Consider the following 23,182-nt stretch of genomic DNA (forward strand, 5'->3'; position numbering starts at 1 on the left):
ATTCAACTCAGGTCCAGCGCACCCCCGTTGGCACGAACCGTTGGAACGACGAGAGGACACCCTGTGAGACGCAAGACCAGTGCACGCCTCGGCCTGTCCGCCTTCCTGCTGGCGGCCGCCTGTGCCGGGACCGCCCTCGTTCCCGCCGCGGCCGCCGATCCCGGTACGACCTCGTCCGGCGCCGACGAGGCGCCCGCCTCGGACGGGCTTCTCCGGGCGATGGAGCGCGACTTCGGGCTGTCGCCCGCCGCCGCGCGCGAGCGGCTCGCCGACGAGAAGCAGTCGCTCAAGGTCGAGCGCGCCGCGCGGAAGGCGGCCGGTGCGGCGTTCGGCGGGGCCTGGTTCGATGCCGGGAGCGGGCGGCTCACCGTTGCCCTGGCCGGGCGCGGGGCCGCCGCCGAGGTGCGGGAGACCGGCGCCGACGTCCGGTTCGTCGAGCACAGTGCCGCCAGGCTGGACGCGGCGAAGGAGCGCGTCGACAAGTTGGCCAAGAAGGTCAAGGCGCCTGATGGGGTGGCCAGTTGGCGGGTCGATGCCAAGGCTAATCGCGTCGTCGTCGACGTCGTCGAAGGCCACCGTGCGGACAACGATGTCACAGCCTTCCTGAAGCGCGTCCGCGCCACCGCCCCCGTCCGCGTGGGCACCGTCCCCGAGGGTCCGAGCACCTTCGCCGCCGGAACCGTCGGCGGCGACCCGTACTACACCGGCAACGTCCGCTGCTCCATAGGCTTCTCCGTGCACGGCGGCTTCGTCACGGCCGGGCACTGCGGCAAGGCGGGCGCGGGTGTGCGCGGCTGGGACAACTCCAACATCGGTTCGTTCCAGGGGTCTTCGTTCCCCGACAACGACTACGCGTGGGTGTCCGTCGGCAGCGGCTGGTGGACCGTGCCCGTCGTGCTCGGCTGGGGCACCATCCCCGACCGGCTGGTCAAGGGCTCCGCGGAGATGCCCGTCGGCACGTCGATCTGCCGCTCCGGTTCCACCACGAAGTGGCACTGCGGGAATCTTCTCGCCAAGAACGAGACCGTCAACTACTCGGGTGGCGCCATCGTCCACCAGTTGACCAAGACCAGCGTCTGCGCCGAGGGCGGTGACTCGGGCGGCTCGTTCATCAGCGGCGACCAGGCCCAGGGCGTCACGTCCGGCGGCTGGGGCAACTGCGGCAGCGGTGGCGAGACGTGGTTCCAGCCGGTGAACGAGATCCTTCAGCGGTACAACCTGCGGCTGCACACCGCCTGACCGGTCGATATCGGTCGGCAGCGATCGAAGGTGCGCCCGGCGGTCCCTGTGCGCTGCCGGGCGCACCACACCCGCCTACCGCGCCGGACGGATCGCCAGCCGGTGCCGGAACTCGTCGCGCGGGTCGTACTTCGCCTTCACCCGTTGCAGGCGCGGGTAGTTGTCCTTGTAGTAGAGCGTGTACCAGGGCACGCCCGACGTGTTCTGCTCCGGGTCGGCGAGGTCCGCGTCCGGGTAGTTGATGAACGCCCCGTCGCTGACCGCGCCCGGCACCGGGACGCCGCCGCTGTCGGCGTACACCCCGCGGTAGAGCGAGCGCACCCAGTCGGTCTGGCGCTCGCCGTCCTGCGTCTCCGCGTCCCAGCCCGCCATGTAGACGGCCTTCAGGATCGAGTCGCGCTGGGCGACGGCGGTGGCGGCGGGGGCGACCTTGCGGGCCGCGCCGCCGTACGCGACGAGCCACAGCGTGCCGCTGATGCGCTGGGCCGGGTCGTCGGACGGCCGCAGGTGCTCGTGCAGGACGTCGAGCTGCCGGTCCGTGAAGGTCTTCCGCAGGTACGCGCTCTTGACCTTGAACGGCGAGGACCTGGTGTCCGTGATGGAGGTCAGCGCGTTCAGCCACGACAGCGGCGGCCTGCGGATCGCGGGCGCGGCGCCCACGCCCCGGCCGACGGCGGCGATGTAGTCGTCGACGAGCCGCTGCGCGCCGGGCACGGCCGCGTCGATCACCCCGGCGAGGACGGCACCGGAGCCCGCCGCCTGCGTGGTGTTGACCATCAGCACGCTGAACAGGTGCGCGTACGGCGAGTCGGGGTCGCTGTTGCGCTCGCACCACTGTCCGTGGTTGCGCATCAGGGTCTTGAAGTCCCGCGCGTCGAGATCCTTCCAGGTCCATCCGGCCCGGAAGGCGAGGAAGGAGGCGGGGGCCTTCGGCAGCAGCTTCGTCGGGTCGTCGCCGTGGGCTCCAGGAGTACGGAACCAGTAGCGCGTCACGATGCCGAAGTTGCCGCCGCCCCCGCCGGTGTGCGCCCACCACAGGTCGTGGTGCGGGTCGTCGGGGTCGCGTCCCGCGATGACCGCGCGGGCGGTGCCGTCCTTGTCCACGACGACGACTTCGAGCGCGTGCAGATGGTCGACGGAGACGCCGTCGCGCCGCGACATCACGCCGTACCCGCCGCCGACGACGTGGCCGCCGATGCCGACCTCGGCGGTCGCCCCCGCGGGGATGGTCACGCCCCAGCCGATGAACAGCTCGCGGTACACCTCGGCGAGCATCGCGCCGGGCTCCACACAGAAGGCCCGTCGCTCGGCGTCGTACGAGATCTCGCGCATCGGCGACATGTCGATGACGGCCTTGATGTCCGGGTGGTCGACGAAGTCCTCGAAGCAGTGGCCGCCGCTGCGTACGGCGATGCGCTTGCCCTGGCGCACGGCGTGCTGGACGGCGTCGACGACCTCGGCGGTGGAGTGCACGACGCGGAAGTAGTCGGGCCTGCCGATGAAGCGGCCGTTGCAGCCGCGCTGGGTGAGGGAGAGGTAGCGGGGGTCGTCGGGGCCGATGGGGGCGGTGGGTGCCCCGGCACGCGCCGTGGTGGTCGCGGTGGGCCGGTTCGGGGCTGCCTCGGCCGTACCTGCCGCCCCGGCGGCCAGTGCCGCGCCCCCGGACGCCGTGGCGGCGAGCACGCGTCTGCGGCTGGGAGCGGGTCCGGGTGCGGTTCCGGTACGTGGCTGTCCTGGCTCGGTCGTGCCTTCCATGTGCTGTCCCCCGTCGGGTGAGGTCTCGTTGACCCCACCACCATCACGGCGGGTGTGACCGCCGTCATCCACCGTTCGGTCAAGGGGCGCCTGCTCCCCAGGGTGCAGACGTACCCCTTAGGGGTGGGCCCGGAGACGGAGCGCTTTTTGGCCAGCGGGTCAGCCGGTCAGACCGGACGAGCGGTCCGGCGGTCCGCGACGACGCGCAGCGCCGCACGCTGCTCCTCGCCCGCGAGGCCGTGCGTCCGGCAGTACGCGACGACGTGGGCGTCGGCCTCCGCCGTGCCCAGCGCCGCGAGACCGCGCAGCGCGGGGCCGTGCCGGTGGGCCGGGCGTGCGGTGGCGAGCACCGCCGCCAGGGGCGCGACGCAGTCGGGGGAGCGGCGGTCGGCCAGCGCCTCGGCCGCGGGCCGATGGACGTCTGCGGTCTCCGGTGAGACCGCAAGACCGGCCAACGCCGCCACCGCCACGGCTCCCGGGCACCCGGCGAGCGCCGCGACCAGTTCGTCCCCGATGCGCCGCCGGAACCGCGGCGGCTCCGCAAGCGAGGCCAGAACGTGCGCTCCCGGAGCGCCGATCCGGCCCAGGGCCCGCACCGCGCCCCGCGCCACATCACGGCTCGCGTCGCCCGCCGCGAGCTCCCCGAGCGCGTCGGCGGCCTCGGCGACAGGGAACAGTCCCAACGCCTGCGCCGCCTGCACTCGCACCGGCTCCAGCGGATCCCGGGCGGCGGCCAGCAGCACCGGCAACGACTCGCCCGCGCCGATCAGTCCGAGCGCGTGGACGGCGCGGGCGCGGAGCGTGCCGGGCTCCTCGCCGTCGCCCACGAGAGCGGCGAGGCGCCCGGCGGCGGGTCCGTGCCGCAGGGCGCCGAGCGCGTCGGCGGCGGCCGACCGTACGTCCCTGGTGTCCTCCGCGTCGGGCGCGGCGAGCGCGTCGAGGAGCAGCGTTGCCGCGTCGGCGCACTCAAGCAGCCCCAGCGACACGGCCGCGCTCCGCCGCCGGTACCGGGCCCCGGGCGACCCGTCGGCCAGCGCCGCGAGCAACTCCCGTACGGGCGGCGGTGTGGGCAGGGCGGACAGGGCACGCGCGACCGCGTCGCCGATGCGTGCGTCGCCGAGTGCGGCGAGGAGCGCGTCGGCCGCCTCCTCGCCCCCGAGGGCGCCGAGCGCGGCGGCCGCCGCCCTGCGCACCGCCGGTACCGACTCCTCGCCGAGCAGCTCGATCAGGGTCGGCAGGTCCCGGTAGTCCCGCGCCGGGCCGAAGAGTTCGGGCCGCTCCTGGATGAGCGCGCAGACCGTGACGGCGGAGCAGTCCGGGGCGCGGTAGGCGGCCGCGCGCCCCGGCGTGGTGTCCATGAGGTGGGCCCGCAGTTCGTCCCGGCCGTTCTCCGTCCTGGCCAGGAGCGCGGCCGCGGGGCGCGCGGTCGCCGCGTCCGGATCGCGCAGCGCGCGCCGCAGCATGACTTCGGGGGACAGCCCGGCCGGTGGCGGCCAGGAATCCTCGGGGATCTCGGCGAGCGCCAGGACCGCCGCCTTGCGCAGCCGTGGCGAAGTGCCTTGCGAACGCACCAGGAACAGCAGGGCCGGTCCGGTACGAGGGTCGCGCATCGCCCCCAGGGCCTCCACGGTGTGCAGCTCGTCACCGGGCAGCAGCGCCCAGAGCGCGGCCATCAGTACGGGAACGGCCTCCGGCGGGCGCAGCCGGGCCACCACTTCGACGACCACGCGTGGCGGCTTCGGATCGCCCAGCCGGTGGACGAGTTCGCGGACCGCCTCGGGTCCGCCGATGGCGCCCAGGTCCTCGTACATCCGGACCGCCCGCGCCCCCTCGCCCGGCGCACCGCGCCGCACCTGCCCGAGGATCACCGGCAGGGCGCGGCGGTCCCGCAGTTCCGCGAGGGCGGACAGGGCGTGCAGGTGCAGCCAGCGCGGGTAGTCGTCCGGCCGGTCCACGCAGTCGAAGAGGGCGTCGGCGGCCGCCCGTCCGCCGATGTCCCGCAGCAGGTCGACGGCCCACACGGTGTACGGCGACGGGCCGGACCGCATGACCTCGCGCAGGCCCGCGACATCGCCCTTCAGCCGCATCCCCACGATGTCCGGCTCCACGTCAGGCCTCCCGGCGCGCGTCCTCGTCGGCCATCGCCACGTACAACGGCGTGCCCACGACGATCTCGACCTGCCGTCCGTCCCGCCCGGTGACGGTGGCGTGCAGCAGCCGCCGCGCGAGGAACTCGCCGTAGACCGGCGGGACCGTCAACGACTCCGCGAATTCGAGGACTTGGTGCGCCGCCTCCTCCTCGTGGGGCGGGACGTCCGACCTCGCCGCACGGTGGTGACGGGGCCAGTCCTCCGGCGCGTCCCGCAGCAGCCGGAACAAGGACGGCAGCATCGAGTGGGAGGCTCGGATCGTGTCCGGAGCGGTCCGCTGCCCGAGCAGATGGTGCGCCGATCCGATCAGCGCGACGACGGTGTCGCCGTCGCGCCCCGTCATGAACGTGGGCCCGGCGGGGGACCCGTACCCGGCGATCCGCAGCTCCAGATCACCCCGGAACCAGGGTCTGGGCTCCGTCATCCAACTGACGTCGAACTCCCGCTCCAGGTACGCCTCGACGATGTCCAGCCGGTCGTACGTGGTCGTGTCGGCACGCGGCGACTGAACGGCGACGCTGAGCACCTTGAGGTCGACCTTCGCCTCGACGGCGATCCGCTTCAGGAGCTTGGGCGGGATCTGCTCGTACAGCATGTCCAGCTTGGCGCCGGAGACGTAGAGGTAGTACCGCACGTGACGCTAGGCGCGGGCCTGGGGGAGGGACAGGAAGGCGGTCCAGGCGTCCGGGGCGACGGTGAAGTGGGGGCGGTCCGGGTTCTTGGAGTCGCGGATGTGGATGGCGGTGGGGTGGGCGGCGATTTCTAGGCAGGCGCCGCCTTCGCCACTGCTGTAGCTGGACTTGCGCCAGGTGTAGGCGACTTCGAGGCACTGGCCGCCTTCGCTGCCGCTGTAACTGGACTTGAACCACTCAAGCGCGGTGCTGCCGCTCATTGTTCTCCTAGCAGACGGTCCAACAGGTCCCTGGTGTCCTCCGCGTTGAGGGCCTGTGTTCGCAGCATCGCATACTTCTGGGTCAGGATCGCCACCTCGTCCGGATCAGCGATCAGGTGACTGCCGCGCTGGGTTTCGGAGTAGGCCAGCCGCTGGTGCTCGGGTGTTTCGAGCAAGATGAACGGGCCTTCGAGGCCTGCGTGGGTAGACCGGCCCAACGGTAGAACTTGCACCGCAAGCCCCGGCAGTTCCGTGTACTCCCGGAGGTGGTGCAACTGCTCGGCGTGCACCTGACTTCCGCCCAACTCGTCCTTCAGCGCGGCCTCCCAGATCATGAAGCTGGTCATTGGCGGCTGCTTGCAGTGCAGCAGGTCGCGGCGCTCGATGCGCGCCGCGACGAGCCGCTCGATCTCGTCCTCGTCGTACACCGGGACGCGGCTGCGGAATACCGCCCGCGCATAGGCCTCCGTCTGCAGCAGACCAGGCACCAGCAGGCTCTCGTACCAGGAGATGGCGATCGCTTCCCGCTCGCAGTCCAGATATTCCTCCGCCCACCGTGGAACGAGGTCCACCTCCGGCATATTGGAGACCGCCGTCTCCAGCGTGCCGTTCGTACCGAGAAAATCATCCAGCTGCACCGCCAGATCCAGCTTCAACGGGCGCCGCCCTTGCTCCACGGAGGCGATCTGCTCCTCGCTCAGGCCGAACCGATCGGCCAGCGATCTCTGTGTGTACCCCGCGGCCGCCCTGTGAAGGGCGAGCAGCGCGCCCACCATCCTCATCGCCGAGGCGTTCCTACGTGGTCGTCGCTTTGGGCTGCTCATGCGGTCCAACTCCCCACCTGAAGCCGTGTTTTCACACAGGAAACCCGTACAGACCAGGCGTACGGGTTTACTCACTGCTTCATCATGGCCACGCAGTGTGACTGTCGTCACGTGAACCGAGAAAGTTTCTACCGGCGAGAAGGCCGGTCCGTCCCCGCAGCCCGCGCCTTCACGGCCGCCGCGCTCGCTGACTGGGGCGTCCACGGGGAGCGCGCGGACGACATCACGCTCTGCGTCAGCGAGCTGGCGACCAACGCGCTGCTGCACGGCGCCCCGCCAGGGCGGGGGTTCCGGCTGTACGTGCACCACGCGGGCGACGTGATCCGCGTCGCCGTGCACGACAGCGGCAGCGGGCGGCCGCGGCTCGACCTCGAAGAACGGGAGGACGGCGAGTCGGGGCGGGGGCTGCTGCTCGTGGCGGCGCTGGCCGACAAGTGGGGGGTGGAGGAACAGGACCCCGGCAAGGAGGTGTGGTGCGAGTTCGCCCTCGGTGGCGAAGACGTCCAGGCCCGCGGCGACGCGGGCGAGGTGGTGGTCCAGGGGGGTGAGCGGCCCGGCCCGCCGCTCCCGACGAAGGTCGGGGACGGCGGGCCGGGGTGGTGCGACGTGCCGGACGGGTCCGGGATCAGCCGAGCAGCTCCACCTCCGCGAGCGTCGCCGCCCCGCCCTTCGGGACCAGCCGGTAGTGGCCGTACGTCCCCGGGCGGTCGATCGTGAAGGCCCGGGTCTGCTGGTCCCAGGCGAAGGATTCGCCCGAGCGCTTGTCCAGGTCCTTCCACTTCTCGCCGTCCGAGGAGCCCTGCAGCACCCAGTCGCGCGGCGCCTTCGCCTTGTCGGCGGGTGACGTCAGCGTGTACTGGACCGCCTTCGTCTCCTTGCCGACCGGCAGCTCGATCGCCGCGTCGGACGTGGCCTCGGTCGCCGACGAGTTGTCGAAGAGCGCACCCTCACCCTTGAGGGCGTCCGTCCTCGGCGACGGGACCTTGTCGTCCTTGGTGATCGACGCGGGCTGGGCGTTCTTGCCGCTGCCCCAGGCCGACGGCTTCGGGCCCATGTCGAACTCCAGGACCCCGCCGCGGGCGACGACGTCGTGCGGGAGCGCGGTCGACTTCCACGCCTTGCCGTTGACCTTCAGGCCCTGCACGTACACGTTCTTCGCGCTGTTCTTCGGCGCCTTCACGACCAGGTCGCGGCCGTTGTCGAGGTGCAGGGTCATCTTCGTGAACTGCGGCGACCCGATGGCGTACTCACCGCTGCCCATGACCAGGGGGTAGAAGCCCAGCGAGGAGAAGAGGTACCAGCCGGACTGCTCGCCGTTGTCCTCGTCGCCGTGGTAGCCCTGGCCGATCTCGCTGCCCGTGTAGAGACGGGAGAGGACCTCGCGGACCTTCTCCTGCGTCTTATACGGCTGCCCGGCCGCGTCGTACATGTACGCGGCGTGGTGGGCGACCTGGTTGGAGTGGCCGTACATCCCCATGCGTACGTCACGCGCCTCCGTCATCTCGTGGATGACGCCTCCGTAGGAGCCCGCGAACTCCGCGGAGCCGGTCTCCGGAGTGGCGAAGTACGTGTCGAGCTTCTCCCCGAGGCCCTTGCGGCCGCCGTACAGGTTCGCCAGACCGCGCGAGTCCTGCGGGGCGGTGAAGGCGTAACCCCAGGCGTTGGTCTCGGTGTAGTCGTGGCCCCACACGCGAGGGTCGAACTTCTCCGAGGGGACGCGCCACACGCCCTTGCCGTCCTTGCCCTGGAAGAAGCCGGGATCGGTGCCCGCGCCCGCCGCCTTGCCGTCGAAGAGGTTCACGTAGTCACGGGCACGGTTGAGGAAGTACTCGGACTCCTCCTTGTAGTGCTTCTTACCCGTCTTCTTGTAGAGGGCCGCTCCCATCCGGGAGATCCCGTAGTCATTGACGTAACCCTCCAGGGCCCACGACAGGCCCTCGTGCGTCTCGCTGGGCGTGTAGCCGAGGAACGGCGACGTCTTCATGCCCTTGCGGCCGACGCCCGAGGTCGGCGGGACCACGGACGCGTTCTTCAGGGCGGCGTCGTACGCGGCCTCCGCGTCGAACTTCACGCCCTTGGTGTACGCGTCGGCGAACGCCACGTCGGACGACGTGCCCGTCATCAGGTCCGCGGCACCGGGCGACGACCAGCGCGAGGTCCAGCCGCCGTCCTTGTAGTGCTGCACGAAGCCGTCGACCAGCTCACCCGCCTTCTTCGGAGTGAGCAGCGAGTAGGCGGGCCACGTCGTGCGGTACGTGTCCCAGAAGCCGTTGTTGACGTACGGCTTGCCCTCGACGATCTTCGCGCCGGTGTGGGTCGGGGTGTCGGGCCCGGTCTGCGGCGAGAACGGGGAGGCGTACTTGTACGTCGCCTTGCCGCCCTTCGCCCCGACCTTCTCGAAGCCGGAGTTGGGGTACAGGTAGAGGCGGTACAGGCTGGAGTAGAGACTCGTGCGCTGGCCCTCGCTCGCGCCCTCCACCTCGACCTTGCCGAGGATGTCGTCCCACTGCTGCTGGGCGCGGTTCTTGACGCGGTCGAAGGAGGTGCCCGCCGGTATCTCGTCGGCGAGGTTCGCCTTCGCCTGGTCCAGGCTGATGAGGGACGTGGCGAGGCGGAGGTTGACGGTGCGGTCCTTGCCGGGCTTGAAGCGCAGGTAGCCCGTCACGTCGCCGCCACCGCCGCCGTCCAGCTTGCCGCCCGCGGTGGTGGGGGTGTCGAAGGTGCCGTAGACGAAGAGGCGCGTGGCACCGGCCGACAGACCGGACTTGACGTCCGAGAAGCCGGAGACGATGCCGTTCTCCTTGTCGAGGGTCAGGCCGCCCTTGTCCGAGACGTTGTCGAAGATGACGCTCGCGTCGTCACCGGGATAGGTGAACTTCATCATCGCCGCGTGGTCGGTCGGCGCCATCTCGGCCTTGAGGCCGTTCTCGAACGTCACGCCGTAGTAGTGCGGGCGCGCCGTCTCCTTCTCGTGCTTGAAGGGCAGCGCCCGCTTGGTGCGGGACGCGCTGGGGGTGTCCTTGTCGACGGACGGCATCAGCTGGAACGTCTGCCGGTCGCCCATCCACGGGCTCGGCTCGTGGCTCGCGCTGAACGCCTGCATCGTCGGCAGGTTGTCGCTGTTGTTGCTGCGCGCATAGTCGTACAGCCAGCTCAGGGAGCCCGCGTTGGTCACCGGCGTCCAGAAGTTGAAGCCGTGCGGGACCGCGGTGGCGGGGAAGTTGTTGCCGCGCGAGAAGCCGCCGCTGGAGTTGGTGCCGCGCCGCGTGTCGGCGTAGTCGGAGAGGTGCGCCTTCGGCTTCGCCGGGGCCTTCTCCTTCAGCGACACGTCGTCGAGCCAGCCGCGGAACTTCGCCGGGCCCTTGGGGGCGTCGTACGCGATGAGGACGCGGTCGACGGTCTTGCCGCGCGCGACCTGCCCGATGCGCGAGTCGACGTTGTTCCACTGGTTCACGTAGAGCACCTTGGAGTCGCCCTGCCCCTGCGGGGTCAGCGGGAATCCGTGCTGGTCGACGGCGCTCAGCTCACTCAGATAGGTGCCGTCGGTGAAGGCGAGGTCCACGGAGACGTTCGTGGCGGCGTAGTCGAGGTCGCCCTCGGCCATGGCGGGAAAGACGCGGTACCCGAGCTCGGTGTCCCGCCCGACCTTCACATTGACGTCGAAGACCTTGTTGTACGAATAGCCGCGGCCGTCCGCCTTGTGGCTGCCCGCGTAGCGCAGCGCGCGCTTCCCGGTGAACCCGGCACCGGACTTTGCGGTGGGGGAGCCGCTCGGGCCCCGGTCCACCAGGCTCAGCATGTCCTCGGGGGCGGGCGCCTCCGTGCCGCCGACCGACAACTGCACGTCGGCGAGCTGGAGTGCGTCGTCGGCGCCGTTGTTGGCGGTGACGTCGAGGCGGAAGTGGGAGTAGGCCTTGGCGTCGTCGGGCTTGGCGAAGTCGTACTTCTTCGTCTTGTGCCGCCCGTCGAAGGTCTCGCCCTTCCGCTCGTCGAGGACCTTCCAGTCCTTGCCGTCGGTCGAGCCCTTGAGGGTCCAGTCCTTCGGGTCGCGTTCGGCGTGGTCGTTGGCCGACGTGAGCGCGTACGTCACGACCTTCGCGGGCTCGTCGAGGTCGAACTCGGCCCAGCCGTCCTTGGCGAACGTCAGCCACTTGCTGGTCGCCTCGCCGTCGACGAGGTTCGCCGCGACCTCGCCGGACCCGGCGTTCTCACCGCTGGCCCGCACCTCGGTGACGTGGTCGTTCACGCTGCCGGGCAGCCCGGAGCTGAACTCGCCGTTCACCCCGGCGGACTTCTTCTTGCCGTCGGACCCCGTCTCGACGGTGTTCAGCCAGTCCGGCAGGGCCTGGCCCTCCTCGAAGGACGAGGAGAACTCCCGGTCCGTCCGGGGCGGCCGCTCGGGCCCGGCGACGGCGGCCCCCTGTGCCGCCACGACGAGCGCGAACGCCAACGTCCCGACGGCCACGGCCGAGCGGGGCCCCTGACCGGGCGGACGCTGGTGTCTGAAACGAGGTCTGCGTGCCGTATTGCGTGCCGATTGGCGTACCGAGTGCGGCATCCCCGAGCCCCTCCTTGCGGGTTGGACAACGTTGTCACGGTCGCTGCGCAAGGTCTAGTAGGGAGGCAAGTGGCGAGTGGTGTCAAGGCTGTTGACGGGGGTCGGGATGGTGTAGGAGAGGGGTGGGGGTCGCCCGGAGCAGGGGTGTCCCGGGCGACGCGACTTCGTGGGGAATCCGTCAGAAGAGCCCCAGGCCCCGGCGGATCGCGATCTCCACGGGAGAGTACGCGCCGTCGGCCCGCTCCAGTTCGTACGGCGCGGCAGGCATCAGCGGCGGCTGGGCCATGAAGCGCGGCCGGACCCCGTGATGCGGTTGCGCCGCGTGCACCAGGAACGGATGGCAGAGGAAGACGTCGCCCGGGGATCCGGTGGCGAGGGCGAGCGGCCGGTGGTCGGACGCCGCGACCAGATCGGACGCGAGGGCCAGCCCGCTGGCCCCGTCCTCCCCGTACTTCTCCAGCACCTTCGGCACGTCGAGGTGGGAGCCGATCCGGATCCGGGTCGGGGCGTCCTCCTCGCCGACCTCGCTGAACAGGTACAGCATCAGCAGTGCCCGCCCCCGGGAGCGCAGATTGGTGAAGTACCAGCTCTCGCCCTCCGGCAGATAGCTCCCCTCGATGTGCCAGCCCGCGTCGTCCGGCTCCTGCGCGTGAGGGAAGCGCAGCGGGAACGTACCCAGCGAGTAGCGCGGCTCCCAGCGGCCCGCGCCGACGAGCAGGTCGTAGGCGTGGTGCAGGGACGGGGAGTTGGGCGCGGCGGCGAACGGCCCCTGCGCCATGCCGGGCACCCAGTGCACGGGCCGCGTCCACGTCGAGGGGTCGTCCGGGTCGCAGCCGGTCTCCCGCCACAGCAGCCGCGCGCAGTCCGCGGCCACGCGCGGCGCGACGGCGCCCGCCAGCTTCACGAAGCCGTCGCGGAGGAAGCGGGATACCAAGGTCGTGTCGTCCATGGGCCCATCGTGCGGCGGCACGGGCCCCGCTCACCCGACATCCTCCGCACCGCTTGTGTCGGGTGATCGCCTCGGGGTGGCGTGATGGCAGCGGCCCGGTTTCGGCCCCGGCGGGGAGCGCCGCACGGTGCCGCCCCGTCCGGCCACTCGGGTGGCACGAGGGAAAGTCCATGGAAACCGGCGCGAAAGTCCACGGGTTCCGGCGGCGATGTGCGAGAGGTTCGGACGGGGATCTTCACTGGCCCCGACCGGGGATCGTCGCAGGTCTCAACTCGGAAAAGGCTGCAGTCCAAAGTCGTATTCGATCTTGCCCACCCGGCCGCGAGTGGACTATACCTGTCCGCGTCTGCCCGGCCGTCCGACCGGCCGCAGGCCCGGGGGTGTTGGGGCGGGGGCGTCGAACGTCAACTGCCTTTTCCCGTCAGAGAACCCGGCGCACGAGCCCAGCTTCACACCACCGCGGTGCCGGGGAGGGTCCGGTTCACCGCCTGAGTCCTGGAGAAGGCGAGGACTTGAGCATGGGATCCACCAGCGTCAACCGTCGTGATGTCATGAAGAGGGCCGCGGTCGCGGGGCTGCTCGCGGTGCCCGCCGTGGGGGCACTCAGTTCGTGCGCCAGTGGCGGCGGCGACGAGAACAAGGCCGAAAAGGGCGACAAGAGCAAGAAGAATCCGCTCGGTGTCGCGGAGGACGCCGGACTCACCGTCTACATCTTCAACGGCGGGTACGGCGACAAGTACGCTCAGTTCGTCACGGACATGTACGACAAGAAGTACCCCAAGGCCGATCCGGAGCAGAAGCCCACCGAGAAGATCGCCACCCAGGTCCAGCCGAAGATCGTCCGCGGCAAGCCCACCGCCGACGTCGTCAACAACTCCGGCGCCGACCAGATGAACCCCGGCAAGCTGGTGCACAACAAGCAGGTCGCCGACCTCAGCGAGGTGCTCGACGCGCCCTCGTGGGACGACCCGAACGTCACCGTGCGCGAGACGCTCGTGCCGGTCGTCGAGCAGATGGGCCGCTTCGGCGGCAAGGAGTGCTACCAGCTCAACATCGCGCTGACCGTGTACGGCAACTGGTACTCCAAGAAGCTCCTTGAGGACGGGCTCGACTCCTCGTATCCCAAGACCTGGGACGAGATGCTCGCCGTCTGCAAGAAGGCCAAGGCCAAGGGCATCCACGGCTGGAGCTACCCGGGCGGTCACCCGCGCTACATGTTCTTCAGCATGTACGCGATGTTCGCGCAGCGCGGCGGCCGCGAGGTCACCACGGCGATGGACTACCTGGAGCCGAACGCCTGGAAGCACGAGGCGGTCAAGGAGGTCTTCGAGGCCTGGGAGGAGCTGGTCGCCAAGAAGTACGTCCTGACCGGCTTCGACGGCACCGAGGCGCACACCGAGATGCAGACCGCGTGGACGAAGGAAGGCAAGTGCCTCTTCGTGCCCAACGGCTCCTGGGTGGAGAACGAGGCCAAGGACACCACGCCGAAGGACTTCGCGATGCAGGTCGGCGCGACCCCCTCGCTCGACTCCGGCGACAAGATGCCGTTCGGCACGCTCTACTCCCCGGCCGGTGAGCCCTTCATCGTCCCGGCCAAGGCCAAGAACCGGCAGGGCGGCCTGGAGTGGCTGCGGATGATGTACAGCAAGGAAGCCGCGCTCAATCTCTTCAAGGAGATCGGCTCGATGCCCGTCGTCAAGGGCGCCATCGACGGGCAGAAGCTGCCCTCGGGCGCGGCGAGCGCCCAGGCGGCGATCAAGGCGGCCGGGGAGAACATCGTGATCCCCCAGTTCATGGACTGGTACAACGAGCTGTTCCGCGAGGACTTCAACAACATGATCCACAAGTTCATGCAGGGTCAGATCGGACCCAAGCAGGCGATGGACACCATGCAGAAGGCCTCCGACCGGATCATGCAGGACCCCGACATCACCAAGATCAAGAAGGCCTGACCTGTCGGTCCGGGGCCTCCACCGGCCCCGGCCCCCGGCACGTAACCGAGCACGTGTAGGCATGGGAAAGAGCGGGCGGGGCTGATCAGCGTGAAGACCGACACTCAGGTGGACAAGACGCCACCTCCGAAGAAGCAGGCCGAACGCAAGCCCCCACCGGGCCCACCGAACCTGCTGATGTTCGTGGTGGCGGTGCTGCTGCCACCACGCTTCACCCCCGAGCGCGTCCGCTACGACCGGCGCTACCGCACGCTCGACAAGTACCGCTTCATCGTGGGCTTCCTCGCCGTGCCGCTCGCGTTCTACGCGCTGTTCGTGATCTCGCCCTTCATCCAGGCGATCTACTACTCGTTCACCGACTGGTCCGGCGGCCCCGTCGCGAACTTCGTCGGGTTCGACAACTACCAGAAGATGTGGAACGACGACCGCTTCTGGGAGTCCCTGAAGATCAGCACGCTCCTGCTGGTCATCGCCCCGGCCATCACCCTCGTCCTCGGCATGTTCTTCGCCTACATGATCACCTCGGGCGGACGGCATCGCAGGGGACGGGCCATCGCGGGCGTCGCGGGCTCCTCCGTCTACAAGGTCGTCTACTTCTTCCCGCAGGTCCTGTCCGTCGCCATCATCGCCGTGGTGTGGGGCCGCGTCTTCAACACCAACAGCGGCCTGATCAACGGCGGTCTGGACAAGTTCGGCGTCGACGGACCCGCCTGGCTCGGCGGCGACCAGACCCTCGGCCTCATCTCACTGATCACCGTGATCAGCTGGAGCTTCATCGGCTTCTACGTCGTGCTGTTCTCCGCGGCGATGGGCGCCATCCCCAAGGACATCTACGAGGCCGCGCTCCTGGACGGCGCGGGCCGCGCCCGCACCTTCTTCAACGTGACCCTGCCGCTGATCTGGGACACGGTGCGCACCGGCTGGATCTACATGGGCATCCAGGCGCTCGACACCTTCGCGATCTGCCTGGTCATGGTGCCGCCACACGTCCTGAAGGTGACCCCGGTCTTCCTCTACGAACGGTTCCGGGACGGCCAGTACGGCTACGCCACCGCCATCGGCGTCGTCCTTCTCGGCCTGAGCATGGCGTTCTCCCTGATCGTCATGCGGGTCGGGAACCGCGACCGGATCGAATACTGAGACCGCGGGAGTCACTGCATCATGACCACGACCACCACCACCGCTCCTCAGCAGAAGACCGCCTCCGCGCCCCGGCGCGAGAAGGAGACGGGCGGCGCCCTCAACGTCTTCTCGCACGCCTTCCTCGTCCTCTGGGTGATCCTCGCCGCCGGGCCCCTGATCTGGGTCGCCCTCACCGCGCTCCGCCCCTCGGCGGAGATCCTCAGCGATCCGATGGGCTGGCCCGCCTCCTTCCACTGGGAGAACTTCTCCAACGCGTGGAACAAGGCCAACATCGGCCAGTACACCCTCAACTCGCTGATCATCCTCGCGGGTTCCCTGACCGGCACCATGCTGCTCGGCTCGATGGCCGCCTACGTCATCGCCCGCTTCACCTTCCCCGGCAACCGCTTCATCTTCATGCTCTTCGCGGGCGGCATGATGTTCCCGGTCATCCTCGCCCTGGTGCCGCTCTTCGCGGTCATGGAGAACTTCGGCCTCCTCGACACCCGGCCCGGCCTGATGATCGCGTACATCGCGTACTCACTGCCCTTCACCACCTTCTTCCTGACCTCCTTCTTCCGCACGCTGCCGACCGGCGTGCAGGAGGCGGCGATGGTCGACGGGGCCTCCCACACCCGTACCTTCTTCCAGATCATGCTGCCGATGGCCAAGCCGGGACTCGTCAGCATCGGGATCTTCAACTTCCTCGGCCAGTGGAACCAGTACCTGCTTCCGCTGCTGCTCAACAACGAGGACGAGAAGAGCTACGTACTGCCCCAGGGACTCGCCTCACTGGCCGTCTCGCAGGGCTACCGGGGCGACTGGGGCGCCCTCTTCGCGGGCCTGACGATCGCCATGCTTCCGGTGCTCGTCGTCTACGCCGTGTTCCAGCGACAGGTACAGGCAGGTCTGACCGCGGGAGCCATCAAGTGAGCAGGTGGAGCAGGGTATTTCAGGTTGGCTACGAAAGTGGTCTAGGCCTGTCGAGGCGAATCGGGCCGTGAGTAGTGTCGGCGCCACGGAGCCGCGGGGTGCGGACTGGACGCGCTCAAGTCGACACCGATGTCGAAGGGTTGAATCAGCATGAGGAATCGAATAGTCGCCACCGGTGCGGCAACGCTCGCCATGGCTCTGGGACTTACCGCCTGCAGTGGTGACAGCGACAGCGGGGACAGCAAGACGATCAAGCTCGTCGCCGCCGACTACGGGGACAAGGCCTCCAACGCCTCCAAGGTGTACTGGAACGAGGTCAAGAAGGAATTCGAGCAGGCCAACAAGGGCTACAAGGTCGACGTCCAGGTCATCAACTGGAACGAGATCGACAAGTCCGTCAAGAACATGATCCAGGCGGGCAACGAGCCCGATCTGCTGCAGACCGGCGGCTATGCCGACAAGGTCGCCGACGACCTGCTGTACAAGGCGGACGAGGTCCTCTCGCGCGAGACCCGCGACAACCTCATCCCGTCCTTCGCCAAGGCCGGTGAGGTCGACGGCACCGAGTACGGCATCCCGTGGGTCTCCTCCAGCCGCGTGATGTTCTACAACAAGGCCGTCTTCAAGAAGGCCGGTGTCAAGACCCCGCCGAAGACGTGGGACGAACTCGCCGCCGCCGCGAAGAAGATCAAGGCAAAGAAGGCCGCCGACACCCCTTACGCCCTGCCGCTCGGCCCCGAGGAGACCCAGGGCGAGTCGATGATGTGGGAGCTCGGCAACGGCGGCGGCTACACCGACGCCGACGGCAAGTACACCCTCGACAGCGCGAAGAACGTCGAGACCTTCGACTGGCTCAAGACCAACCTGGTCAAGCCCGGCCTGACCTACCCCAACCCGGCCTCCACCGACCGCAAGACCGCCTTCGCGGACTTCGCGGCGGGCAAGGTCGGCATGCTCAACGGCCACCCGAGCCTGATCCAGATGGCCAAGGACGGCAAGGTCGACTACGGCGTCGTGCCCATCCCCGGCAAGACGGGCCCGCTGAACAGCACCCTCGGCGTGGCCGACTGGATGATGGCGTTCAAGGACGGCGGCGCGGAGAAGGCGGGCGTGAAGAAGTTCCTGGACTTCACGTACTCCAAGAAGATGCTCAAGTTCGACGAGATGTACAACCTCATGCCGGTCACCAAGGACGCCCTGAAGCAGATGACCGACAGCGGCAAGCACAAGGACCTGGAGCCCTTCTTCCAGGTGCTGCCGAACGCCAAGTTCTACCCGCTGGGCGACACCTCCTGGGACGTCGTCTCGGCCGAGATGAAGAAGACCGGCGGCAAGGCCGTCTCCGACGACCCGAAGCAGGTCCTCGGCGACCTCCAGAAGAAGGCGGAGTCGGCGGCGGCCGACGCCAAGTAAGCGAGTAGGCAAGTAAGGGAGTCTTCGTGTCGCTCAAAGCCCCTTCGCCCCCGGTCGAGTCCGGCCGGGGGCGGGGCGGGCGCGCACCCAGGCCGGTGAGCCGCCGCAGCGGTCTGGCCCGGCTCGGTCCGCTGCCCTGGATAGCGCCCGTCATCCTGCTGATCCTCGCCGTGGTCGTCTGGCCCGTCGTCGAGCTGATCCGCACCTCGTTCCTCAACATCTCCATCTCCGGCAAGGTGCGTGGCAGCGCCGGGACCGACAAGTTCAAGAAGCTCTTCGAGGAGAGCGACTTCGGGGCCGTCCTGACCTGGACGGTGGTGTGGACGGTCGTCGTCGTCACCGTGACGATGCTGCTCTCGCTGGCCCTGGCCCAGCTGTTCAACCAGAAGTTCCCCGGCCGCCGCTACGTCCGCTGGGCGCTCATCGCCCCCTGGGCCGCATCCGTCCTGATGACCGCCATCGGCTTCAAGTGGATGCTCAACCAGACCGCGGGCGTCCTCAACACGCTCATGCTGGACCTCGGGCTCATCGACAGCTCCAAGGACTGGCTGGGCAAGGCGGAGACCGCCTGGCCGTGGATGATGGGCGTGGCCGTCTTCGTGTCGCTCCCCTTCACCACGTACACGCTCCTGGCCGGACTGCAGACCATCCCGCAGGACGTCTACGAAGCCTCGCGCATCGACGGCGCGAGCCCCTGGCAGACCTACCGCCACATCACGCTGCCGATGCTGCGGCCCGCCTTCCTCGTCGGCGTGGTCATCAACCTCATCAACGTCTTCAACTCCTTCCCGATCATCTGGGCCATGACCCAGGGCGGTCCGGGCTACGACACCTCCACGTCGATGGTGTTCATGTACAAGCTGAAGGAGACCGACATCGGTGAGTCCGCGGCCATGTCGGTCGTCAACTTCCTGATGGTCGTGGTGCTCGTGCTGATCTTCCTGAAGGTCAGCCGGTGGAACGAGGAGGACTGATGGCCACCGCGACGGCGACCCGCCCCGCGCCCCGGAAGGACGAAGGGCCGAAGAAGGCCAAACGCACCTTCCGGCCCCGCACCCTGGTCATCACGGCCTGCGCGTGGCTCCTGGCCGCGATCTTCCTCGCGCCGTACCTGGAGATGATCGTCACCGCGCTCCGCCCCAAGGAGGAGCTGCGGGACCGCACGTACCTGCCCAAGGACCTGGAGTGGGCCAACTTCATCGACGTCTGGAAGGAGTCGGAGCTCGGCCAGAACCTCCAGGTGACGCTGCTCGTCGCGGGCGGCGCCACCCTGCTGGTCCTGCTCGTCTCGCTGCCCGCCGCGTACTACACGGCCCGCATGCGGTTCCGCGGCCGCAAGCTCTTCCTGCTCCTGGTCCTGGTCACCCAGATGTTCCAGCCCACGGCGCTCCTGGTCGGCCTGTACCGCGAGTTCCACGAGCTGGACATGCTCAACTCGGTCTGGACGCTGATCCTCACCAACGCGGCGTTCAACCTCGCCTTCGCGGTGTGGATCCTGACGGCCTACATCAGCTCGATCCCGCCGGAGCTGGAGGAGGCCGCCATGGTGGACGGCACCAGCCGCTTCGGCGCCATGATCAAGGTGACGCTGCCGCTCGCGCTGCCGGGCGTCGTGACGGCCGTGATCTTCACCTTCATCACGTCCTGGAACGAGTTCGTGATGGGCCTGACGCTCACCACCCAGCCGGACAAGCAGCCGTTGACGGTCGGCATCAACAACTTCATCGGCAACTACACGGTGCAGTGGAACTACCTCTTCGCCGCGTCCGTGGTCGCGATCGTGCCGGTCATCGTGCTGTTCGCGTTCATCGAGCGGCATGTGGTGTCGGGGCTCACGGCGGGCTCCGTCAAGTAGACAGTAGACATACGTATGCCCTGCCCCCCCCCTGTACAAGGGGAGCAGGGCATACGTATGTGTCAGGCCAGGGGCTCGGCGTCGAGGCGCACGACCACCGCGGGACCGGCCCGGAACGCCGGGCTCTCCGCGTCGGCCTCGACCATGTGCGGCGTGACGTCGTGCGCGTCGAGCGCCTCCTGCGACGCCCACCGCTCGATGAGGACGAAGCGGTCGGGCTCGCCGCTCACCTGGTGCAGGTCGTACCGCAGGCAGCCGTCCTCGGCGCGCACGAGCGGCGCGATGCGCTCGTAGGCGGCGATCTGCTCCTTCCCGCGGCCCGGCTGCGTGGTGATCTGGATGACGAGCTGAATCGGCTGGGACATGGTGGAACTCCGTACTGGTGTCGTGAACTGGTCTCGGTGTGTGGGGCTCGGGGCCCCGGGTCACTTGTGGATGCGCAGCACCCGGCCCACTTCCCGCACCTGGCCGAGGCTCCGCAGCTCCTCCAGCGCGCCGTGCAGCGCGTGTTCGGGCGCGGGGAACGTGATGAACACGATGCGGGCCTGCGACTCCGAGCCGTGCTGGTCCACCTTGCGGATGGACACGCCGTGCCGGGCGAACACCCCCGTCACCTCGGACAGGACGCCCGGCGCCTCGTCGACGTCGGCGCGGACGTAGTAGGAGTGCACCAGGTCACGCGTCGGCCGCAGGACCGCGGGCGGGCCCACCGGGACGCGGCGGTGCGTGCCGCGCACCAGCTGGTCCGCCGCGCCCGTGACGTCACCGAGGATCGCGGAGGCCGACGGGCGCGGGCCCGCGCCATGCCCGTAGAACATGAGCTCACCGGCGGCGGAGGTGGTCAGGAACACCGCGTTGAAGCTGTCCCGGACACTGGCCAGCGGGTGGTCACGCTCGATCAGGGCGGGGAAGACCTGCGCGCCCACCGCCCCGCCGTCGGCGAAGCGTTCGGCCACGGCGAGGAGCTTGATGTCGAACCCGAACCGGTCCGCCAGCTCGAAGTCCTCCCGGTCGAGGCCGACGATGCCCTCCCTGCTGACGTCCTCCGCGACCACCGACCTGTTGAAGGCAAGGGAGGCGAGAATGGCGACCTTGGACGCCGCGTCGGCGCCCTCGATGTCGGCGCTCGCGTCGGGCTCCGCGTATCCGAGCTCCTGGGCCCGCGCCAGCGCCTCGTCGAACCCGAGGCCGTCGCCCATCATCCGCGTCAGCATGTAGTTGGTGGTGCCGTTGACGATGCCGACCACCCGCGTCACGTCCTCGGCCAGCAAGGACTCCCGCATGGGGCGCAGGATGGGGACGGCGGCCACCGCGGCCGCCTCGAAGAAGAGGTCGACGCCCGCCCGGTCGGCCGCGGCGAACAGCTCGGGGCCCGTGCTCGCGATGAGCTCCTTGTTGGCGGTCACCACCGGCTTCCCGGCGTCCAGGGCAGCCATCACCAGCTCGCCAGCCGCCGACGTGCCGCCGATCAGTTCCACCACGAGGTCGACGTCGTCGGCCTTCACCACGTCGTGCGCGTCCGTGGTGAACAGCTCCGCGTCCAGGGCCGGGGGCCGCGGCTTGCGCGGATCGCGGACCGCGACGCGTACGAGCTCCAGGGAGAGGCCCGTGACGGACTCGATCGCGGCGCGCCGCTCCACCAGCAGCCCGGCGAAGTCCGCCCCGACCGTGCCGCATCCGAGCAGCCCGATCCTGACCCGGTGCGTCATGCCGGTACCCCCCGGGCGGGTTCGCGGTACGGCTGGTGGGTGCCGAAGCTGCGCCGGTGGTAGACCAGCGGGGCGCTGCTCGCGGTGGCCTCCGCCGCGTCGACGCGTCCGAGGACGATGACGTGGTCGCCGCCGTCCGCGAAGTCGGCCACGGTCGAGGCGATCCACGCCGATGCCCGGGCGATGCGCGGGAGGCCGTGCTCGATGCTCCAGGACGTCCCGCGGAACTTGTCGGTCCCGCCCTTGGACGCGAACGACATCGCCAGGTCGTCCTGGTCGGCGCCGAGCACGTTGAGCCCGAAGCGGCCGGACTCGCGGATGACCTCAAGGGTGCGCGAGCGCCGGTCAAGGCTGACCAGGATCATCGGCGGGGAGACGGAGAGCGAGGAGAAGGCGCTGACGGTCGCCCCGCACGGCGCGCCGTTGTGGGCGAGACCCGTCACGATCGAGACGGGCGTGGCCACGCAGGCCATGACGTCCTTGAACGTGTCCTGGAGGGTGGACGCGATGGTCTCAGAGCTTTTCATGGGTGCCTGTTCCGTTCGGGGAGCTCATCGGCGACTCGTCGACGAACCACGTGTCGAGGAGCTTCGGGTACGCGTCGGAGGCGAACACGTCGGCCAGCGCGGCATCGACGGCACGGACGAACTCCGGGTCGTCCTTGCGCATCATGAATCCGTAGCTCTCCTCGCCGAGCCGCACGTCGAGCAGGGTGACGCCGTCCGGCGTCCGGTCGCCGCGCAGCAGGGTCCGGAGGATCACCTCGTCCGCCACCATCGCGTCGACGAGCGGGTCGTCGAGGAAGGTGTCCAGGGCCGCCCCGATGGACGGCACCCCGACGAAGGTGAAGGCGAACCCCGGATCCGGCGCGCTTTCGAGCGCGGCCTGACTCGTCGAGCCCTGGATGCCGACCACGCGCCGCGGGCCCGCCGGCGCGCCGGGCTTCACGGCGATCCGGTGCGAGGTCCGGAAGATCGGCGCGCTGAACGCGCAGCGCCGCAGCCGTGCTTCGGTGATCGTCGTCGACCCGCATTCGATGTCGATGCGGCCCTCGGCGAGGAGGCCTTCGCGCGTGGTGGAGGTGACCTCGACGGCTTCGAGGGACGGGGACGGCCGCGTACCGTCGAAGACCTTGGCGAGCACGAGGCGGGCCAGGTCCACGGAGTAGCCGATGGGCTCGAAGGCCGCCGTGCCCGCCGCGGCGTAGGAGAACGGGGGAGTGTTCCGCTGGAGCCCCACGCGGAGGGTCCCGCGGGCGAGCGCGCTACTCGACAACGGCGGCCGCCTCGGGAACGGTGGCCCGGGGGCCCAGCGGGCGCAGGCCCGTGCGGTACTGCTCGGCCAGCTCGCGGTACTCGGCGGCCGTCTCGTCGAGCACCGCCACATCGCTGTCGCTCAGCGTCATCAGTACGGTCGCGGGGTTGCCCGCGATGAGGCTCCGGGCCGGGTAGACGGGCCCCGCGCTCAGCACTACGCCCGCGGAGACGCGCGAACTCGCCCCGACCGAGACACCGTTCAGGAGCACCGCGCCGATGCCGACGACCGATCCCGCGCCGACCGAGCAGCCGTGCAGCACCGCGCTGTGGGCGACCGTCACATCACGCCCGATGATCAGCGGCTGCCCGGGATCCGAGTGGAGCATCGCGTGGTCCTGGACGTTCGAGCCGCGGCCGATGCGCACACCGCCCTTGTCCCCGCGGATCGTCACGCCGGGCCACAGGCTGACGCCCTCCTCGATCTCGACGTCCCCGATCACCACCACGTCGTCGAACGCGTAGACGCTGGGGTGGATGCGCGGCTCGATGCCCTGGAAGCTGTACGTCTTCACGGG

The 23,182-nt window shown here is 69.6% G+C and carries 19 protein-coding genes and 1 pseudogene; 8 read left to right on the plus strand and 12 right to left on the minus strand.

The genetic code is table 11. From position 1 onward, the window contains the following. Nucleotides 1–63 precede the first annotated feature (63 nt). The gene (locus AC068B_RS11060; RefSeq protein WP_478670669.1) at nt 64–1,239 is read left to right on the plus strand and encodes a S1 family peptidase; all 1,176 of its coding nucleotides are present in this window, start codon (nt 64–66) and stop codon (nt 1,237–1,239) included. A 75-nt stretch (nt 1,240–1,314) separates the two neighbouring features. Here the strand turns inward: AC068B_RS11060 and AC068B_RS11065 are convergent, their stop codons facing one another. From AC068B_RS11065 to AC068B_RS11085, 5 genes are all read right to left on the minus strand, one after another. After that, the gene (locus AC068B_RS11065; protein WP_478670670.1) at nt 1,315–2,994 is read right to left on the minus strand and encodes an FAD-binding oxidoreductase; all 1,680 of its coding nucleotides are present in this window, start codon (nt 2,992–2,994) and stop codon (nt 1,315–1,317) included. 167 nt (nt 2,995–3,161) lie between these two features. Then, the gene (locus AC068B_RS11070) at nt 3,162–5,102 is read right to left on the minus strand and encodes a HEAT repeat domain-containing protein (RefSeq protein ID WP_478670672.1); all 1,941 of its coding nucleotides are present in this window, start codon (nt 5,100–5,102) and stop codon (nt 3,162–3,164) included. A gap of 1 nt (nt 5,103) precedes the next feature. After that, nucleotides 5,104–5,778, minus strand: coding sequence for a DUF7019 family protein (locus tag AC068B_RS11075; RefSeq protein ID WP_478670673.1), 675 nt, complete (start codon nt 5,776–5,778; stop codon nt 5,104–5,106). Nucleotides 5,779–5,784: 6 nt separating this feature from the next. Further along, nucleotides 5,785–6,036 carry a DUF397 domain-containing protein gene (locus AC068B_RS11080; protein ID WP_478670675.1) on the minus strand — a complete coding sequence of 84 codons (252 nt, stop codon included), beginning with the start codon at nt 6,034–6,036 and terminating at the stop codon, nt 5,785–5,787. Then, on the minus strand, nt 6,033–6,818 hold the full coding sequence (locus tag AC068B_RS11085) for a helix-turn-helix domain-containing protein (protein ID WP_478670677.1): 786 nt from the start codon (nt 6,816–6,818) through the stop codon (nt 6,033–6,035). Before AC068B_RS11085 ends, AC068B_RS11080 begins: the two co-directional genes overlap by 4 nt. A 126-nt stretch (nt 6,819–6,944) precedes the next feature. On the opposite strand from AC068B_RS11085, the pseudogene AC068B_RS11090 reads away from it, so the two are divergent. Then, nucleotides 6,945–7,373 (plus strand): annotated as a pseudogene (locus AC068B_RS11090) (ATP-binding protein); the annotation flags it as partial. A gap of 112 nt (nt 7,374–7,485) precedes the next feature. Here AC068B_RS11090 and AC068B_RS11095 read toward each other — a convergent pair. Continuing rightward, the gene (locus tag AC068B_RS11095; RefSeq protein ID WP_478670679.1) at nt 7,486–11,418 is read right to left on the minus strand and encodes a GH92 family glycosyl hydrolase; all 3,933 of its coding nucleotides are present in this window, start codon (nt 11,416–11,418) and stop codon (nt 7,486–7,488) included. Nucleotides 11,419–11,596: 178 nt separating this feature from the next. Then, a complete protein-coding gene (locus tag AC068B_RS11100; RefSeq protein WP_478670681.1) occupies nt 11,597–12,367 on the minus strand; it encodes a phytanoyl-CoA dioxygenase family protein in 771 nt (256 codons plus the stop codon). A 518-nt stretch (nt 12,368–12,885) separates the two neighbouring features. Between AC068B_RS11100 and ngcE the strand changes: the two genes are divergently transcribed. The 6 genes from ngcE to AC068B_RS11130 all read left to right on the plus strand — a co-directional run bounded on the left by ngcE (nt 12,886) and on the right by AC068B_RS11130 (nt 19,642). Then, nucleotides 12,886–14,319, plus strand: a complete 1,434-nt coding sequence (ngcE, locus tag AC068B_RS11105) for an N-acetylglucosamine/diacetylchitobiose ABC transporter substrate-binding protein (protein WP_478670682.1) — start codon at nt 12,886–12,888, stop codon at nt 14,317–14,319. Between the two features lie 177 nt (nt 14,320–14,496). Continuing rightward, the gene (locus AC068B_RS11110; protein ID WP_478671265.1) at nt 14,497–15,459 is read left to right on the plus strand and encodes a carbohydrate ABC transporter permease; all 963 of its coding nucleotides are present in this window, start codon (nt 14,497–14,499) and stop codon (nt 15,457–15,459) included. 21 nt (nt 15,460–15,480) lie between these two features. Continuing rightward, entirely contained in the window at nt 15,481–16,374 is an 894-nt protein-coding gene (locus AC068B_RS11115) for a carbohydrate ABC transporter permease (RefSeq protein ID WP_478670683.1), read from the plus strand. Between the two features lie 150 nt (nt 16,375–16,524). Further along, nucleotides 16,525–17,787: an extracellular solute-binding protein gene (locus tag AC068B_RS11120; protein ID WP_478670685.1), complete on the plus strand. Its 1,263-nt coding sequence runs from the start codon at nt 16,525–16,527 to the stop codon at nt 17,785–17,787. Nucleotides 17,788–17,813: 26 nt separating this feature from the next. Continuing rightward, nucleotides 17,814–18,761 (plus strand): carbohydrate ABC transporter permease, encoded by a 948-nt coding sequence (locus AC068B_RS11125; protein ID WP_478670686.1) that lies wholly within the window; start codon nt 17,814–17,816, stop codon nt 18,759–18,761. Further along, nucleotides 18,761–19,642 (plus strand): carbohydrate ABC transporter permease, encoded by an 882-nt coding sequence (locus AC068B_RS11130; RefSeq protein ID WP_468558656.1) that lies wholly within the window; start codon nt 18,761–18,763, stop codon nt 19,640–19,642. Before AC068B_RS11125 ends, AC068B_RS11130 begins: the two co-directional genes overlap by 1 nt. A gap of 62 nt (nt 19,643–19,704) precedes the next feature. On the opposite strand, the gene AC068B_RS11135 is transcribed toward AC068B_RS11130, so the two are convergent. Genes AC068B_RS11135 through AC068B_RS11155 form a run of 5 tightly spaced genes read right to left on the minus strand, consistent with a single transcriptional unit; the run spans nt 19,705 to nt 23,179 of the window. After that, on the minus strand, nt 19,705–20,007 hold the full coding sequence (locus AC068B_RS11135; RefSeq protein WP_478670689.1) for a putative quinol monooxygenase: 303 nt from the start codon (nt 20,005–20,007) through the stop codon (nt 19,705–19,707). Nucleotides 20,008–20,067: 60 nt separating this feature from the next. Beyond that, nucleotides 20,068–21,351, minus strand: coding sequence for a homoserine dehydrogenase (locus AC068B_RS11140; RefSeq protein ID WP_478670690.1), 1,284 nt, complete (start codon nt 21,349–21,351; stop codon nt 20,068–20,070). Next, nucleotides 21,348–21,878: a flavin reductase family protein gene (locus AC068B_RS11145; protein WP_478670691.1), complete on the minus strand. Its 531-nt coding sequence runs from the start codon at nt 21,876–21,878 to the stop codon at nt 21,348–21,350. The genes AC068B_RS11140 and AC068B_RS11145 overlap by 4 nt, the downstream gene beginning before the upstream one ends. Next, entirely contained in the window at nt 21,865–22,626 is a 762-nt protein-coding gene (locus AC068B_RS11150; RefSeq protein WP_478670694.1) for a transporter substrate-binding domain-containing protein, read from the minus strand. The genes AC068B_RS11145 and AC068B_RS11150 overlap by 14 nt, the downstream gene beginning before the upstream one ends. Then, entirely contained in the window at nt 22,616–23,179 is a 564-nt protein-coding gene (locus AC068B_RS11155; protein WP_478670695.1) for a gamma carbonic anhydrase family protein, read from the minus strand. The genes AC068B_RS11150 and AC068B_RS11155 overlap by 11 nt, the downstream gene beginning before the upstream one ends. Between the last annotated feature and the right edge of the window lie 3 nt (nt 23,180–23,182).

It is taken from the genome of Streptomyces sp. NPDC042371, from assembly GCF_056437465.1.